15 protein-coding genes are annotated in these 16,355 nt (G+C 58.4%); 3 read left to right on the top strand and 12 right to left on the bottom strand.

Going from position 1 to position 16,355, the window contains the following annotated elements:
• The first annotated feature begins 18 nt into the window (after positions 1 to 18).
• Entirely contained in the window at positions 19 to 783 is a 765-nt protein-coding gene (locus OS035_RS23040) for a FadR/GntR family transcriptional regulator (protein WP_097627805.1), read from the top strand.
• 97 nt (positions 784 to 880) lie between these two features.
• Here OS035_RS23040 and OS035_RS23035 read toward each other — a convergent pair whose 3' ends face one another.
• The 4 genes from OS035_RS23035 to OS035_RS23020 all read right to left on the bottom strand — a co-directional run bounded on the left by OS035_RS23035 (position 881) and on the right by OS035_RS23020 (position 4,670).
• Positions 881 to 2,008 carry a PAS domain-containing sensor histidine kinase gene (locus OS035_RS23035; RefSeq protein ID WP_097627804.1) on the bottom strand — a complete coding sequence of 376 codons (1,128 nt, stop codon included), beginning with the start codon at positions 2,006 to 2,008 and terminating at the stop codon, positions 881 to 883.
• A 1-nt stretch (position 2,009) separates the two neighbouring features.
• Positions 2,010 to 2,810, bottom strand: a complete 801-nt coding sequence (locus OS035_RS23030) for an alpha/beta fold hydrolase (protein WP_097627957.1) — start codon at positions 2,808 to 2,810, stop codon at positions 2,010 to 2,012.
• Between the two features lie 167 nt (positions 2,811 to 2,977).
• The gene (locus OS035_RS23025) at positions 2,978 to 3,430 is read right to left on the bottom strand and encodes a DUF421 domain-containing protein (protein WP_097627803.1); all 453 of its coding nucleotides are present in this window, start codon (positions 3,428 to 3,430) and stop codon (positions 2,978 to 2,980) included.
• 10 nt (positions 3,431 to 3,440) lie between these two features.
• Positions 3,441 to 4,670, bottom strand: a complete 1,230-nt coding sequence (locus OS035_RS23020) for a protein-L-isoaspartate(D-aspartate) O-methyltransferase (protein ID WP_097627802.1) — start codon at positions 4,668 to 4,670, stop codon at positions 3,441 to 3,443.
• Positions 4,671 to 4,936: 266 nt separating this feature from the next.
• On the opposite strand from OS035_RS23020, the gene OS035_RS23015 reads away from it, so the two are divergent.
• Together OS035_RS23015 and OS035_RS23010 are read left to right on the top strand one after the other, a co-directional pair.
• Positions 4,937 to 5,203: a DUF2277 domain-containing protein gene (locus tag OS035_RS23015; RefSeq protein WP_012560057.1), complete on the top strand. Its 267-nt coding sequence runs from the start codon at positions 4,937 to 4,939 to the stop codon at positions 5,201 to 5,203.
• Positions 5,204 to 5,631: 428 nt separating this feature from the next.
• A complete protein-coding gene (locus OS035_RS23010; protein ID WP_097627956.1) occupies positions 5,632 to 6,024 on the top strand; it encodes an SMI1/KNR4 family protein in 393 nt (130 codons plus the stop codon).
• 39 nt (positions 6,025 to 6,063) lie between these two features.
• Here the strand turns inward: OS035_RS23010 and OS035_RS23005 are convergent, their stop codons facing one another.
• From OS035_RS23005 to OS035_RS22970, 8 genes are all read right to left on the bottom strand, one after another.
• The gene (locus OS035_RS23005; protein ID WP_097627800.1) at positions 6,064 to 7,362 is read right to left on the bottom strand and encodes a mechanosensitive ion channel family protein; all 1,299 of its coding nucleotides are present in this window, start codon (positions 7,360 to 7,362) and stop codon (positions 6,064 to 6,066) included.
• 140 nt (positions 7,363 to 7,502) lie between these two features.
• The gene (locus OS035_RS23000) at positions 7,503 to 7,991 is read right to left on the bottom strand and encodes a cupin (RefSeq protein WP_097627799.1); all 489 of its coding nucleotides are present in this window, start codon (positions 7,989 to 7,991) and stop codon (positions 7,503 to 7,505) included.
• 434 nt (positions 7,992 to 8,425) lie between these two features.
• Positions 8,426 to 9,463: a GDP-L-fucose synthase gene (gene fcl, locus OS035_RS22995; RefSeq protein ID WP_097627797.1), complete on the bottom strand. Its 1,038-nt coding sequence runs from the start codon at positions 9,461 to 9,463 to the stop codon at positions 8,426 to 8,428.
• Complete coding sequence (gmd, locus tag OS035_RS22990; RefSeq protein WP_097627796.1) at positions 9,456 to 10,559, bottom strand: GDP-mannose 4,6-dehydratase; 1,104 nt, start codon at positions 10,557 to 10,559, stop codon at positions 9,456 to 9,458. Before gmd ends, fcl begins: the two co-directional genes overlap by 8 nt.
• Before the next feature lie 64 nt (positions 10,560 to 10,623).
• Positions 10,624 to 12,828: a GumC family protein gene (locus tag OS035_RS22985; protein ID WP_097627795.1), complete on the bottom strand. Its 2,205-nt coding sequence runs from the start codon at positions 12,826 to 12,828 to the stop codon at positions 10,624 to 10,626.
• Positions 12,825 to 13,967 carry a glycosyltransferase family 4 protein gene (locus OS035_RS22980; protein WP_097627794.1) on the bottom strand — a complete coding sequence of 381 codons (1,143 nt, stop codon included), beginning with the start codon at positions 13,965 to 13,967 and terminating at the stop codon, positions 12,825 to 12,827. Before OS035_RS22980 ends, OS035_RS22985 begins: the two co-directional genes overlap by 4 nt.
• Complete coding sequence (locus OS035_RS22975; protein WP_097627793.1) at positions 13,961 to 15,061, bottom strand: glycosyltransferase family 4 protein; 1,101 nt, start codon at positions 15,059 to 15,061, stop codon at positions 13,961 to 13,963. Before OS035_RS22975 ends, OS035_RS22980 begins: the two co-directional genes overlap by 7 nt.
• A complete protein-coding gene (locus OS035_RS22970; protein ID WP_097627792.1) occupies positions 15,058 to 16,008 on the bottom strand; it encodes a glycosyltransferase family 2 protein in 951 nt (316 codons plus the stop codon). The genes OS035_RS22975 and OS035_RS22970 overlap by 4 nt, the downstream gene beginning before the upstream one ends.
• Between the last annotated feature and the right edge of the window lie 347 nt (positions 16,009 to 16,355).

Genomic DNA, 16,355 nt, shown 5'->3' with positions numbered 1-16,355 from the left:
ACCGCCGGGGAGAATGACGTGGTTGAAGTGAATGGCGAATCGTTGAACGCGGAAGCCGGCCCGCCGGGCAAGCCCGAACGCGGCAAGGCCGTCAAGCTGGTCGACCGCGTCTTCGACCAACTGCTCGAGCGTATCCGCGGCGGGAACTATCCGCCGGATTCACGCTTGCCGGGTGAGCATGAACTTGCCTCGATCCTGGGTGTTTCCAGGCCGATCGTGCGCGATGCGCTGGCCCGCTTGCGCGATCAGGGCATGGTCTATGCCCGGCAGGGCGCCGGCACCTTCGTCAGCGCCCATGGCTCGCCGACAACGCAGCTCGCCTATTCGCCGGTCAAGACCATCGCCGACATTCAGCGCTGCTACGAATTCCGCCTGACCATCGAGCCGGCCGCCGCCTATTTCGCCGCCAAGCGCCGCAATGAGCAGGCGATCCAGAAGATCGCCAGCGCCCTTGCCGATCTGCGCGAGGCGACCAGCCACCAGCTCCACCGCACCGATGCCGATTTCATCTTCCACCGCGCGGTGACGGAGGCAGCCAACAATCACTATTACACCGCTTCGATCGATGCGCTGAAGGCCCATATCGCCGTCGGCATGCATCTCCACGGCCTTTCCCTCCTTGGCCCCCGCCAGGGGCTGGAACAGGTCTATGAAGAGCATAACGCCATCTACAAGGCGATCGCCGATGGGCGGGCCGACGACGCGCAAAGGCTGATGAAGGCCCATCTCGAAGGCTCCCGCGACCGTCTGTTCGAAGGCAGGGCGCTCGACCTGTCCTTCTGAACGCGCCCGGAGAGCGAAGCGCTTATCGTGGTCGGATCGGAGTATGATACCGATGACAGTCACTTCGCGACGATGCTTTCCGCTCCTGCCTTGAAGCTCACGTAGGGACTTCAAGGGTGAACACCGTCCGCGTGTCGTCGGATACCACCCGCAGCCGACCGCCATGCGCCTTGGCAATTTCGCTGGCGATATAGAGGCCAAGCCCGAGCCCTTGCTTGCCGCCATCCGCGACCCTGGTGAATGGCAGGAATAACCGCTCAACGGCATCGGCCTGTATCGGTTCTCCGGTGTTAGCGACCGAGAGCTCGAACCCCGCCGCCGTCGAACGGGCGGTGATTGTTATCGGGCCGTCCGGGGATCCGTGTGCGACGGCGTTGGCAAGGAGGTTCGACGTGAGCTGTGCGAGTTTCGGACCGTCGCACATGATCGGCAGTGAGAGTTCGACGTCCGCTTCGATCCTTCTGCCGGGACGGGCTCCGGAAATCTCGTTGACGACCTGATGCAGGACAGCAGACAAATCGGTCTCGCTCAGCCTTACCGGAATCCCGCCGCCAAGTCGCCCGCGGGCAAAATCCATGATGTCGTCAATGAGACCGCTCATCCTTTTGACCGTCGCCGCCACGAGCGACACGATCCTTTCCTGCTGTTCATTGAGGGGTGATCTGGCGATCGCGCGCATGCCGCCGTCGATCGCGGCGAGCGGGTTTCTGAGGTCGTGACCGAGGACGGCGATGAACTGCTCGCGAAGCGCCGCCGTCTCCCGTTCGTCGAGAAGCGTCCCCTCGACCGTTGCAAGGGCTTCGCGTGCCTGTTTGCCCGCCTTTCGCAGGTTCTGCTCGTAGGTCAGCCGGTTCGATGCCCGTATGATGGTCAGCCTGAGGAACAGGGGTTGCCCTGCAGCATCGCGTTGCTCGAAGCCATTCATCAGAACCGGAATCTTGCCCCCGTCGGAGTGTCGCATCTCAAGCATGATTTCTTCGAACTCGCCCTGCATCCTGAGCATGGGCGCGAGATGGGTCTCGAGATAGATGCTGCCGCCGACGCTCAGCAGGTCGGACAGGCGTTTGCCTGCCAAATCCTGCGCCGAGCGGCCGAGCCAGCTGGCAAGCCGACTGTTCGCTCGAAGGACGACGCCGCCAGGCGAGACGACGAGATTGCCCGCCATTGTATTTTCGAAGAGGTTCTCGAAGTCGTCCTGAAGGTTTTTCGGCGCGGCTTGATCCATCTTATGCGGCCTTGCCGAGGAAGTTTTCGATGGCGGAGATAGTCTCCTTGGGTGCGCTCAGATTGGGGCAGTGTCCGGTCGCCTTCATGATTACCAGGCTGCTGTTTGCAAGATGCCTGTGCACGTACTCGCCGACCTCGACAGGGGCAATCACGTCGCTCGAACATTGAAGGATCAGTGTCGGGATGTCGAAGCCCTGCAAGAGATCCCTGCAGTCTGACAGAAAGGTCGTCCGGGCGAAATGGCGCGCGATCTCTGGATCCGTCCTGCAGAAGCTCTCCGTCAGTTCCTCGGCGAGCGCTGGCCTGTCCGGATTGCCCATGATGGCCGGCGCCATCGCGCCGGACCATCCCAAGTGGTTGGAATCCAGGAACTCCATCAGCTCCTCGATCTGACCCTGTGAGAAGCCGCCGACATAGCCGTCGCTGTCGATATAGCACGGGGAAGGGCCGACCATGACCAGCGACTTGAAGAGATCAGGACGCTTCCTGGCCGCAATCAGTCCGACCATCGCACTGACCGAATGGCCGACAAAGACAACCTTCTTCAGCGATAGGGCATCAATGATCTCCACCGCGTCGTCCGCATAGCCATCGAGGGTGGCGTACTTCTCGAAGGAATAGGCCTTCAGGTCGGACTTGCCGGCACCGACATTGTCGAACAGGACGACGCGGTATTTGTCCTCGAAGGCCGGAGCCACGAGCCGCCACATGTTGCTGTCGCAGCCAAACCCGTGCGCGAAGACCATTGCTTCGTCGCCCGTGCCGCTGACGATTACGTTGTTTCTGTCGATGATGTCCATGAACATAACATAAACCAACGGCCCCAAAAAGATAGCTTGATATAACGCCGCAGAGCAAGCTTCGCTCAAGTTGTTCGGAACGATTTGGATGGATCAAGCGAGGTGAATGACAATCAAGGTACTGATAGTGGGGGACATCTAGGATAGGCCGAGATTTCCTCTTCTTGTCAGCCGGATTTCTGTTTCTTGATGATGCTGATGTTGCCGCTCACCTCGAGGATGGCAAATTTTATCTCCGCCACGCTTTCGATGCCCTCCTGGCTTCGAGCCGCTTGCATGACATCTTCCTTCTGCAGGCGGGCTCCTTTGAGCGCGCGTTCGTCGTAGACGCCATCCGTTACCAGAACGGTCGGAACCCCATCGATGATATGAGCTGCGCGCGGCCACCACCTCTTCACGTAGGAGAGGCCGATGTCTGTGGTAAACAGCGTCAGGATCAAGATAACGGCGTTGGTGATGGAGAAGTCGTCGCCCAGCATTGCCTGCTGCGTGGTTTCGGAGATAACGAGAACGATGACCAGGTCGAACGGCGTCATCTGGGCCAATGTCCGCCGTCCCGACAAGCGGATGATCACGAGCAGCGTGAAATAAATTGCCAGTCCGCGGAATACTGCATCCACCGTGCCGCCCTCAAGGAAAGATGAAAGTGGATTGGGTCCGGACCTCTTCGCCCAGGCCGATGGTGGCGCGGCGAGCGCCGGGTTGTTGTGTTTGCAGACGGAACACGATCTGTGTCGGCTCTGCCGGGTCGGCGGCGAACACGTAACCTATCCGGCCATCACGCGCGAAGGTCGCCTTCTGGGGCGGGTCGATGCCCTGAACCGAGAAGGTTCGAAGAAAGGCGGCATCGATCGTGAAGACCCTGTCTTCGGATGAGGCTAGGAAATTCACCGTCATATCCTCGGGAGCATTCCACCGGGAGATGACGGGAAAGTCCACGGACCCATCTGATAACATCAATGTTTGCCGCGAAAACGGGCCGCCTCTTCCAAGTAAACCGAGCAAGCAGATCGCCAGAAGAAGCGTGAACATGATCCAGGAAAGACGTTGAAGGGCCCAGAACCGTTGCTGGAATTCGGTATGATCGAGCACGCCTTCAGGCAGCGCCGGCAACCTGTATGTTGTTTCCATGCCCGCTCCCTGTACTCTTGGCTGAGAACCTGGGCCGGCCGCAAAAGTTCCCGGCGATGGCACCGTCGCCGTGTACATCGGATGTGCCGCAGTCCAGGCGTCTTCACCGATCAGGGGAACGAAGACCACCCCGCCGAGATCGTCTTCCTCGAACGCCGCGGGCCCGGTGCGCGTGACGCGTTTCAGGCGCTGCTCTTGACCGCGGCCGACCGGGATGATGAGCCGCCCTCCGAGGTTCAACTGTTCCTTCAAGGCGGACGGCACCTCGGGTGCTGCCGCAGAAACGACAATGGCGTCGAATGGGGCGGCGTCCGGCCAGCCCTTGCTGCCGTCACCCACGCGGACCTCAATATTGTGGTATCCGAGCGTCTCGAACCGGTCCCTGGCCTGAAGCGCCAGCCTTTCATGGCGCTCGATGGAATAGACCTGCCTTACGATCCGGCTCATCAGGGCTGAAGCGTAACCCGAGCCCGTGCCGACCTCGAGCGCCTTGTCGCCGGCTTTCAGACCGGCCTTTTCGAGCATCAGAGCCACAATGAACGGCTGCGAAATCGTCTGGCCGTCGCCGATCGACAGCGGCGCATCCTCATAGGCAAAATCCTCGAAGCCTGGAGCGACAAATTTTTCGCGGGGCACCGTGCGCATCGCCTCGATGACGCTTCGATCATCAATGCCACGTCGCGTCAGTTGGTGCTCCACCATGTGATCTCGGATGCGCGTCATATCCATGGATCAGTCTACCGTCGCCGTTAGCACCTTGGCTTCCGGGCCGGGCAGGATGGAAACAACGGGAGAGCCCGTGATTGCGATGCGTTGCTCGGTCCATTTGGGGAACTTAGTGTGAAGAGCAAAGTTCGACAGGCATATGCGAACCTGGAGGCATCAAATCAGTAGTCGCGGCTACACGGTACGTTGGTAAATCACGCTCCCGCGACTACTTTATGTGCGGTCATCCCTCCTCTCGGTGGAAGAGAGGAGAAGAACGGGAGCAGCTCATGTGCCGAAATATCAAACCACTGTTCAATTTCGATCCGCCAGCGACGGACGATGAGATCCATGACGCCGCGCTTCAGTTCGTGCGAAAGTTGAGCGGAACCACCAAGCCGTCGAAACGCAATGAGGCGGCGTTCGAGCAGGCGGTCATGTCGATCGCCAAGTGCGCTCACGAGCTGCTGAGTTCGCTTGAGACCTCCCAACCTCCTCGTGATCGAGAGGAAGTTGCCGCAAAGGCGCGGGCGAGAACGGCGATCCGCTTCGCGTAAGACAACTCTTCGGCTTACCTTGCCCCATGATCCGAGCAGATGCGCGCTGCTTGCGCTTCGACGTCTTTCGGATCCAAGGTCGCCGTACCGCCCTGGCGATAGATGTCCGTCGAAACGGTTTTCAGGCATCGATCGAAACCAGTCCGGCGAAGCAGAATGGCACCCGCAACGGTGCCGGCCGACAACAAGGCCACAATGGCCGGTAAAATAGGATTTCGCATCGGCGCCGTTCCTAAGATCTCGCTGGCACCCGGAAAGTGCCGACAGAATCCGGCGACATGTGGCCGACGTCAGCGTGCCGTCAAGACGCTTCGGCGACTTGCCCATCACTTCACGCTATCCCAGTGCGATAGTCGAGGCGGGTTGCCAAGCGCCTTGGATCGCTTACCTGATAGCGATGGATGTGCGGGTTCGATGGAGTAGGCTCCTTGTTCGAAAAATTGCGGCATGGATTTCAACCGCCCGGAGCCAGCTTGGCTGAAATAGAAGAATGCGAAACCGAACTCGGGATCATATTGCCTGACGACTATAAGGCATTCCTGCGTGTCTCAAATGGGTTCAATGACGAGATAGGTCGGGGCTACCTGGTTGTTTGGAGCATCCAGGAGCTTGCATTGGCTGCCGGGTACGACATGTTTGAGCTCCAGGAGCGTCGCTTTCTGATCGGTTCGAACGGCGGGCCAGCTGCCTATGGCATCATAGATGGAAACTACATCTCGATCCCGTTTGTGTTCGCCGGCCCATGGGAGGATGAGGTGAGAGTGCTCGGGGGCGGCTTCGAGGAGTTCATCATGGCGATCGAAAATGGAGAGGGTTGGTAACGGCCGCCCGTTTTGTGTTTGAACGAGAGCCTGATCTGCTTAGTCCTCGCGCGATTGCTTGATCTCGACAGGCGTCTTCATGATGATCTCCCGATGCGGGAACGGGATGGAGATGCCGGCTTGCTTGAACGCGTCCCAAAGCGCCATCAGCACCTGACCCCTGACATTCGTCAGGCCATTTGCGGGATCGGAGATCCAGAAGCGGAGCCGGAAGTCCAGCGACGAAGCACCAAAGCAGATGAGCCAGCATACCGGCGGCTTGTATTGATTGGCGACGCGGTCCAGCGTCGAGGCGGTTGCGATTGCGATGCTGACGACCTCATGCGGGTCGCTGTCATAAGCCGTGCCGAAGTCGACGTCGATCCTGACGTAGTCGCTGGAGAACGACCAGTTGACCACCTGTTGGGAGATAAAGTCCTCGTTGGGGATGAGATATTCTTTACCGTCACGCGTGATGACCGAGACGAACCGCGAACGCAGATCGCGGATCGAACCGAAGGTATCGCCGAGCGTGATCGTGTCGCCCGGCTTGATGGATTTGTCGAGGAGGATGATGATGCCGGAGATGAAGTTCGATACGACCTTCTGAAGGCCGAAGCCTATGCCTACGCCAAGGGCACCGGAAAAAACGGTCAATGCGGTGAGGTCGATGCCGGTGGCTGATAAGGCGATTGCGCCGGCGATTATGATCAAGCCGATTTTTATGAATTTGCTGATTAGAACCTTGATCGATGGCGAAAGGTCGCCCGACCTCTGCACCCAATGGGAAAGGACATTGCCGACGAGAACCGCGACCCAGATGAGCGTGACGGCCAGGACGACGGCTTTGAGCACAAGAAGCAGTGAAAGGCGCACCGCGCCCAGATTGACAGCCAGCCCATCGAGCGCGGAGAGCACGGGATCGTCAAGCCGAAGTGCGTACAACGCGACGTAGCTCCAGCTGAAGATTGCGACGATACGCGACAATGTGGGATTGCGGATGATCTTGGTCAGGACGGAGATGATGAACCACGCCGCCGTCAGCGTCAGGGCGGTCGAGACCAGCCACCGTCGCGACGGCCAGGTCGTTTGTGTGAGAGCGACGTTTGCAAGCCATAGCCATACGGCCAGAAAGAGCCACTTCAAGCGGCGCATGAAAGCGATTATGACGCGCAACAGGTCCGGATTACCTTTGATGCGCCTCGCTTTCGATTCCAATGCAGGCTCGGTGCGCGATGCCAGAAAAGACGCAGCGAGGTAACCGACGGCGATGATCCCGAATTGGTAAAACGTCCATTCGCTCAACACGAACGTTCTGAGCCACTGTTCGACCGCGTCGATTGTCTGCCTGACGTCCATGGTCCTGGCCTTTAGCAAGCTTCAAGGCAGATAAGGCGTCGACACGAGTTTTGTTCAATTCACCCAAGGATGGCCGGTGCTCCCCGGCGAGGCCATTGATCGGGTCTACGACCGCGACATCGGTCGGGTTCCGCGAATGACTACCGCCATGTCTCGGTTAGAAATCCCGACGGGCCTTGAACGGGATCGCTGTGGGGTAGGGGAACGGACGAGATTTTCGCCAGCATTTCGCTTGAAGCAGCCGAAGTCTGGATGTCGGCATGCTGTCCCTTGGGATAGGCGCCGACGACCTGGAAGTCCGCTGTGCAACCGAGATTTTGGTGCCCCGTCCCGGCTGGAAGCACCAAACAGTCTCCCGCAGCGACCTTGAGTGCCTGACCGCCGGGACCGCCGATCAGCAGGGTAGCGCCACCAATTGCAATCCCAAGCACCTCATGGGCGCCGGAATGGTAATGCTGATAATTGAAGACGCCGTTTGTCCAGATGCCTGTCCAACCATTGGCTACGAAGCGATTTTCGAAATCAGCTGGTCCACCGTAGCCAAAAAGGCCTCGATAAATCAACACCGGAAGACGCGGATTGTTCGGAACCCAGTCGCTCGGCTCGAAAATTATCGTCTCGGCGTGCATGTTGAATACCTAAGATTGCCATTGATTGCCACGGAGCGTTCAGCTGTTCTTGCAGGTTTCGACGCATTCTCATTGAACGCATCTGTGCTGCCGCCTCAAAAAGCTAAACCGGGATGTTCGCCAAGGGTTCCTTGATAGGCTGTAGCTTCGGGAAGGATGGCTACCTCTCAGTGAAAGGTAATCTCGCCGAGACATCCGACGCGGACTATCTATGCAATAGAGCGACAAGCGACATCGGTATGTCGACCGCGAAAAAATCCATTGCCGTACCGATAATCACCGCCCACACGACTATGAGGAAAATGAGCGCTGCAATCCTGATTTCTACTGGTTGCATTATCTGCTCCATCCCAGCATATGCGTCCCCCCGGACAAAGCTTTTTATTCCCCGCGCTAATTCGCTATGCGCGAGGGTGAGCGACCGTAGCAAGCGTCTAAACGTGCAGCGCCGAAGTCTCGGCTCTCTCCAAACCGATGTCGCTTCCACCCATCACGCCCCCGGCCATAACTTCGCTGCTGCCGCGTTCGAGATAATGACCATCCAGGAAGGAGCGATAGGCGTCTTCGATGCCCTCCTTCAGACCTATCTTGGGTGACCAGCCGAGTGTGCGAAGCTTATCGACATTCAAGAGTTTTCGTGGCGTGCCGTCTGGCTTGGTGAGGTCGCGCCTGATCTTGCCTTTGAAGCCAACGACCTTGGAGACGAGATGCGCCAATTCGAGGATGGCAATGTCTTCGCCGGAACCGACGTTCACATGACTTTCGGCGGAATAGGTCTTCATGAGATGGACGCAGGCGTTGGCGCAATCGTCAACATGCAGGAATTCGCGCAGCGGTGTGCCAGTACCCCAGATGCATATCTCTTGCTGCCCGTTGATCTTGGCATCATGCGCCTTGCGTATTAGCGCCGGCATCACATGGCTGGATCCGAGGTCAAAATTGTCCTCTGGGCCGTAAAGATTGGTGGGCATGGCCGAGATGAAATCTCTGCCATGCTGTTTGCGATAGGCTTGGCAAAGCTTTAATCCGGCGATTTTGGCAATCGCATACCATTCGTTCGTAGGCTCAAGCGATCCAGTGAGAAGTGCCTCCTCGACGATCGGTTGGTCGGCGAGTTTCGGATAGATGCAGGACGAACCTAGAAACATCAGTTTTTCGACGTCGACTCGATGGGCCGCGTGGATGACATTGGCTTGGAGAACGAGGTTGTCATAAAGGAAGTCGGCCGGATAGGTCGCGTTTGCGAGAATGCCGCCGACCCTCGCAGCAGCGAGGAAGACAGCGTGGGGACGATTCTTGCTCATCCAAGCTTCCACCTCCTCCTGCCGTCTGAGGTCGACCTCGGCACGGGTCGCCGTCAAAATCTCGCAGCCCTCCGAAGCAAGACGCCGCACGATCGCAGAGCCCACCATGCCGCGGTGGCCCGCGACATAGACCCTTTTTCCAGCAAGGCTGTAGATCACCTCAGGCATAGGCAAAACCCTTGGTTACACCTGCCGACGGAACATTTCGTGCCATGACTTTGAGGTCCTCGCGAACCATCTCCGCAACCAGCTGATCAAGACTGGTCTCATGTTTCCAGCCAAGCTTCGTGTGCGCCTTCGTCGGGTCGCCGATCAGAAGATCAACTTCAGTCGGACGGAAATAAGCGGGATCGATCTCCACCACACACCGACCGGATGTCTTGTCGTATCCCTTTTCCTCAACGCCGTTCCCACGCCAATCAATTTGCATGCCCACCTTGGCAAAAGCCTTGTCGACAAAGGAACGAACCGAGTGCGTTTCGCCGGTTGCAAGGACATAGTCCTCCGGTTGGTCCTGTTGCAGCATCAGCCACATGCCGCGGACATATTCTCGTGCATGTCCCCAGTCGCGCTTGGCATCGAGATTGCCGAGATAGAGCCTGTCCTGCAGGCCAAGATGGATCGCCGCCGCCGCCCGGGTGATCTTGCGGGTCACGAATGTTTCGCCGCGGATCGGGCTTTCATGATTGAACAAGATGCCGTTCGAGGCGTGCATGCCATATGCCTCGCGATAATTGACCACAATCCAATAGGCGTAGAGCTTGGCGGCCGCGTAGGGTGATCGAGGGTAGAAAGGCGTCGTTTCGCTCTGCGGGACTTCCTGGACTTTGCCGTAGAGCTCGGAGGTGGACGCTTGATAGAAGCGGGTCTTCTTGGTCAGCCCCAGGAGGCGAATTGCTTCAAGTAACCGAAGGGTGCCGGTTCCATCCGCGTTCGCTGTGTATTCCGGCGTCTCGAAAGAGACTTGAACGTGGCTCTGTGCGGCGAGATTGTAGATCTCGTCCGGCTGCGTTTCCTGAACGACACGGATGAGATTCGTTGAATCGGTCATGTCCCCGAAATGCAGGATAAAGCGAGGATTCTCGATGTGGGGATCCTCGTAGAGATGCTCGATGCGACTGGTGTTGAAGGATGATGAGCGGCGCTTCAGGCCGTGAACGATATAGCCTTTCTCCAACAGCATTTCGGCCAGATACGCGCCGTCCTGACCGGTTATGCCGGTAATCAGCGCAACTTTTCGGTTCTCTCTCATTCCCGTATCCATGGTTCCTCCAACTCGATACCAATCCAGAAGCAAATTGAGCGTTTAAACACTGCGTGTGATGTATTCATGCTTTGAATTTGTAGTATTTCATCAGAGATTTCGAAAACAATTCCGAGTCGCTGAAATTATACAATGCGTGCTTTTCGGGGTTTACGTTGTTGATCGCGACGATGATTTCCGAATTTCGTGAGCTTTTCATTTGCTGCAGGCTGAACTCGACTGCGCGTCGGCTCGTCTTCCCCCATCTAACGATTGCCAGTGTTCTTTCCGCCAGGGAGGTCAAAAGCACGGTATCTGCCGAGGCGAGTACAGGCGCGCTGTCGAAGATGACAATCTGGCCGGCCGCGACCGCCATCTCGATGATTTCTGCCAGGCCGTTCGGACGGACCCGCCGCTGGAGACTGAATTTTCCAGATGGAATGAAATCGATGCCGCTTGGATGGTGGTAGACGATGTCGCGGAAATCGGCCTGACCGTTCAGGAATTCGTTCAGTCCGCACATGACCCCCGACCTGAAAAACGCATCGAGTTTTCCCCGTCGGAGGTCGCCATCGACCAGCAGGACCGGAATCGCGGCAGCGGCAAGTTCCATGGCCAGCGATCGCGCGACAAGCGACTTGCCATCTCCGCTGTGAGCCGAGGTAACGACAATACTGTTCGGCAATTTGCCGCCATTGGACTGCTTGAGTGAAAGCACCACGGTCCGGATTGCTTCGTCAAACATCGGGACCGGCATATGTGCGAACATCGTCTTCGAATTTTCACTCCGCGCCAGACGTGGGATAAGTCCAGCCGGTAAGGTGCGCGCCATTCCAGCTATTTGGTCGAAACTGCGAACCGTCCGGTCCCACATTTCGATCACGAAAGCAGCCGTTACGGCGGCAGAGATCGCAGCCAGGAGGGCGCCCACCAGATAGGAGAGCCGTCCACGTCCCGTTGACGTGAGCGGCACTGTAGCCGGTGTTAGAACTTCCAACTCCGCCCCCGGCAGCATGGCTTTCGCGGCGAGGTCACGGCGCTGGTTCTCAAGCTTGTCGAGTGCCGTTTGTTCCTTTTCGGCGATTTTCTGCAGTCGCAACAATTCCGTCTGCACCAGCGCATCGCGTATGCGTTTTTCATTAGCAACAACCAACCTGGATTGTACTGCTTCAGCTTCATGATCAAGTGCGACGAGCTTGGCGCGCATTGTCTGGAGATACTGTTTGGTCGCCAGTTCGAGACCGGCACGGGATTCTTGGATCTCTCCACGTAGCTCCACCACGGCCTCGGCATTGCCGTCATATGTCTCGAGAAGACGGGCGAGATCCTGCTCCTGTCCGCGAAGATCGCGTTGCTTTATGGCAATGCTGTCAGGGACGACGATATTCTGCGCAGCGACCGAAGCGTTATCCGCTGATTCCAGCGTCGAGATCACCGCCTCTACCTCAACCCGGCTTTCTTCGATTTTCCCTTCTCGGCCAGTGAGTTCCAGAAATGACTTGATCCGTTCCTCCTGAGCGTCCTCTTTCGAGACGACGTCCATCGATTCTTGATAGTTGCGGGCCGCGTCGCGAGACGTGTCAGCGCGAACCTGCTGTTCCGTGATGCGCTGTCGTATCCACTCTTCCGCTGCATCCAGGCGGCCACGCACGCTCTCCTTCCGCTCATCGAGGTAAATGCCGATGACCCGGTTCGGCACCACGGCTGCCAGTTCAGGATCAGTCGAATTGAAGCTGATCTGGATGACGTCACTCTTATCTTCATGCCACACGCCGAGCGCCCTATAATATTCTGGGATGATGGCGTTGATGTTGTCCCGTAAAGGCGAGGTGGGCTTTTTCGTGTCGAACAGGCCGCGCAGCTTCGTCCGGATCCTTTCGATGAGGGAAATCTCCCGCAGCGCCGGATTGAATTCCTCCCGCACGTTAAGCTGCAGTTCGCGGACAACTCGCTCTGCGATGCTTCTGGATAGAAGCCGCTCAGTCTCCGATTTCGCGTCAAGCAGATCACTGTGGCTGGAATCATCCGCATCAAGTGATGTTGCAAGGGGCTGGTGGACAATCAACCGGGCCCAGCCCTGGTAGGTGGGCTTCAGCCCAAAGATCATAATCGCCGCGGGCGCCATGAGCAGCATGGTTATCGTGATGATCATGATCATTCTTCGGCGGACGAGACGGTAAATCGATGCCAGATCGAAGTTGTCCGCCTTGGTCTCTACCTGAAAGCGCGGGTCATAGCGCATCGGCGAGATCGGAAGATTGCGGTCCGGCGGAAGAGTGGAAATCGTCATCGGGCGCCAACCACTGCTTGAGGTTTCGCGGAAACGGTTTCGTATAGTTGCTCGAGCGACCGCATATAGGCCTTCATGCTGAAATGGTTGAGGTAATGCATGCGCCCCTGGACCGAGAGGCGGATGCAGGTTTCCGGATCGGTCACCAGTTTCGCCAAGGCTGCAGCCAAGGCATTCGGATCTCCGATGGGCACGAAGATCCCGGTTTCACCGTCGGTAATAACTTCGTCGTGCGCTCCGACACGCGTCGTGACGACTGCGAGCCCGTGGGACAGCCCTTCGAGCACGGCCATTGCCAGACCTTCGGCGTGCGAAGGCAGGACCAGGATATCTGCACGCGCACACAGGGCTCGCGCCTCAGCTGCGTCGAGCCAGCCGGGCATCTCTACCAAATTGGAAAGCGACATGGCGTCGGCCTGACGGCGATAATCCTCGACGGGCCCGTCGCCTGCCAATACAGCCCTCCACTTGAGGTCTTTCATGACGGGGTGGCTGAGGGCCAGCAGAAGCTCCGTGACGCCCTTGCGTTCGCTCAACCGGCCAAGGAATATGATCAGCGGTGTCTGGCCGGCGCGAATATCGTGCGCCCCGGGATCGGGGACGCAATTATGGGCAACGACCGTGCGGCGCTCGTCAACGCCCAGAAGGGTCGTCAGCGTCATGCGGTCGCGCCGGCCCAGCGCCACAACGCAATCGGCATTCTGGAACATCCGACGGATGAGCCGTTGTTGGCGCGGCGAGCGTTGCGCAAAGTCGCCGGCATAGTCGTAGTCGTGCAGGTGCAACATGTGGCAGCATCCGAATAAACGGGCAGCCTCCGTCAGGATCAGTTTTCGCGAGGTGCTGCCGCGGCCGGCGAGATGGATATGGTGAATGCGGTCGGGTGCAACGATCCGGTCCTTCGCCATCGTCAGGATGGCGCCGATGAGGCGCGCCGGCGACGTCAATTTGGACCATCGCGCCCCTCTCGTATCGGTGACGAAATGTTTGGCGCCGGTCTCTTTCGCCGTCTCGGTTATATAGCCGACCAGCCTGCCAATGCCGCCGCCGTTTTCGCAGCCGCCTGGAACATAGTGGCGGACGCTAGCTGCGCTCCGTGCCGCCAGCCGACTTCTGTCCGTGAGCGCCTCCATCAGCATGACCCGACCACCTCTCGATAAACGGCCGCGGCCTGACCGCCGACCCGTTCCGGCGAATTCGGTCCTTTGGCCCATTGAAGCGCATTGGTGCCGAACTTGTTTCTAAGCTCGCCGCTGTCTGCCAATGTCCTCACCGCTGCCGCGAGCTCTTTGGCATCTCCGGGAGGGACCACCATTCCCAACCCGTTGGGCTGAACGGTGCCACCCAACTCGCCGACATCCGTAACGATGACCGGTTTGCCAAATGCGGCCGCAAGGTTGAGCACACCGCTTTGGGATGCTTCCGTGTAGGGAAGCACGACGATGTCGGTGTCGAGGAATAGCTGGGCGACCTCCGTATCCTCGATGAAACGATTGCGAATATCGTAACGGCCGGCATCGCCCATAAGCGCCTGGAATATCCGCGGGTCGTCGCCGCGGCCCGCGACCGTGATGCGCAGGTTGGGAAGCACATCCTTGAGTATCGCTTCGGCCCGGACCAGATGTTCCAGACCCTTGTAGGCAAAAATCCGCCCGAACAGCAGCACGCGTATAGTTCCATCGGCTTCGCGCGGCGTCATCTTCTGTCGCCGGGCGAGTTCCGCATAACGAAGGATGGAGGGATGCGACAGGACATGGACGTGATCGGCGGATTTCGCGTATCGATCGAGAACCAGTTGCTTCAGTCCCTCCCCGTGGACGACAAGATGTCCGGATTGCCTTACCATCAGTTCGGGAGCCCAGCCGGGCAGCGTGCGCGTCTCCATATCGCCGGGATGGATTTCCACGTCATGGATGGTCGTCACAAGCGGGATCGGGCGCCAGAACGGCACGGCGAGGTTCAGCCAAAGCGTCGAATTGCTAAGGAGATGAATAAGGTTCGGCTGCTCCCGCCGGATCAGGCGCGTGAGCTGGTACAGAAACCAGGGATTGGAGAGAGAACGGTGTCTCGGCCAGTCGAGAAGGTGCAGATCAACAGCCGGATCGAAGGAAGAGGCGAGATGCGCATAGCGCCGGCGCGGCACGGCAAGCACAACGTCCAGGTGTTGGGCAACGCCGCTGGCGAAGGAGATGGTATAATCTTCCAGTTCGGAAACCAATAACAGCGCCTTCATTTCGCTGCCTCCGACAATCCTACATCAAGACCGATCCGTGACAGGCCGCGCGCCGAGCGCAAACTATCGCGCGTCCGCCTGAGCAGGTTCGGTTCGCCGGCAAAGAAGAGGCCTTCGACCGCAAGCTTGAACCGGCTGAGAGCGTCGGCGCCCTGCAGCTTCGCCGAGGCAACGCGATAGGGATAGTGATCCGCCAGATGTAGTCTTGCCGGCAGGTCATGGGTTGAGAGAAACAGGTTCGTTACCTCAACGGTATGCCGCCAGTGCGTCATCCGCCGCCGTAGCGTGGTGGCGTCCTCGGTTGAGCGATGCCAGTTGTTATTGTGGATGCGGTAGAATCCAAGCGGATCCGGCATGGCAATCACGTCCCCCAGAAACGGATAGATGCCCACGAGCCAGGCGTCGGCTGATATGCGGAACTGTTCTGGAATGCTGCCCGCAGCATCCCATGCGCTTCGACGTACCGCGACGGCCGACGTCATCGGAAAAGGCCACCAACCAGCCGATCGTGTGAGTAGCGGCGACAAGGCGCCGGAACACAGCGTTCGAGGGATCGGCTTGGAAGTCGGCGTGCCATCGACAAGCGTCGGCTGCAGTCGATGATAGACGAGCGATGCCTGAGGGTTGGCGCGGAACGCTGCAGCCATCGCTGACAGCTTGCTCGGCGCCCACCAGTCGTCGGCATCCAGAAAACAGAGGATCTGGCCCACGCTTGATCTCACGGCGGTATTGATCGCGGCGGCCTGTCCGGCGTTCTCCTGAAAGATCACCTTTACTCGGCCGTCATACGCTTGCAGAACAGACCGCGACTGGTCGGTCGAGCCGTCATCGACGACGATGATCTCGACGTTGCACGCGTCTTGGTTCAATACGCTGTCTATGGCCCGTCCGACAAAGCGAGCGTAGTTGTAATTGTTGATGAGGACACTGAGGGCCGGCCGCTCCATGGCGCGCTCTCAGGCGGGCTGCCGCGATGCACCGCTGTGCAGCGCAACTTTGCTTAAGAGATAGCCCTTTGCGCAGCCATCGCGGTTTGGAATGGTGATATCCAAAATACCTCGTCGGCCAAACGGCATTTCGCGCCGAGCCGATGAGATCGCTGCTGACAATGCCACGACGAGTAGAGCGCCCGTCGTGTTGCATAGAGAACTAGGATCATGACGCAGAAACATAGCAATCCTAACCTTCCAGGCTTCGACTGCAGAGATAGACTCTGTCAGAATTGTTGCCTCATTGCAGTGGAACCGCGGCTTACCCACCACGCTTCATAAGACATTCATCGCCACGGTACCGG

It is taken from the genome of Rhizobium sp. 268, from assembly GCF_036571585.1.
Classification (GTDB): domain Bacteria; phylum Pseudomonadota; class Alphaproteobacteria; order Rhizobiales; family Rhizobiaceae; genus Rhizobium; species Rhizobium redzepovicii.
The sequence above is the reverse complement of the archived record's forward strand: the minus strand, read 5'-3'. Positions and strand labels throughout refer to the sequence as shown.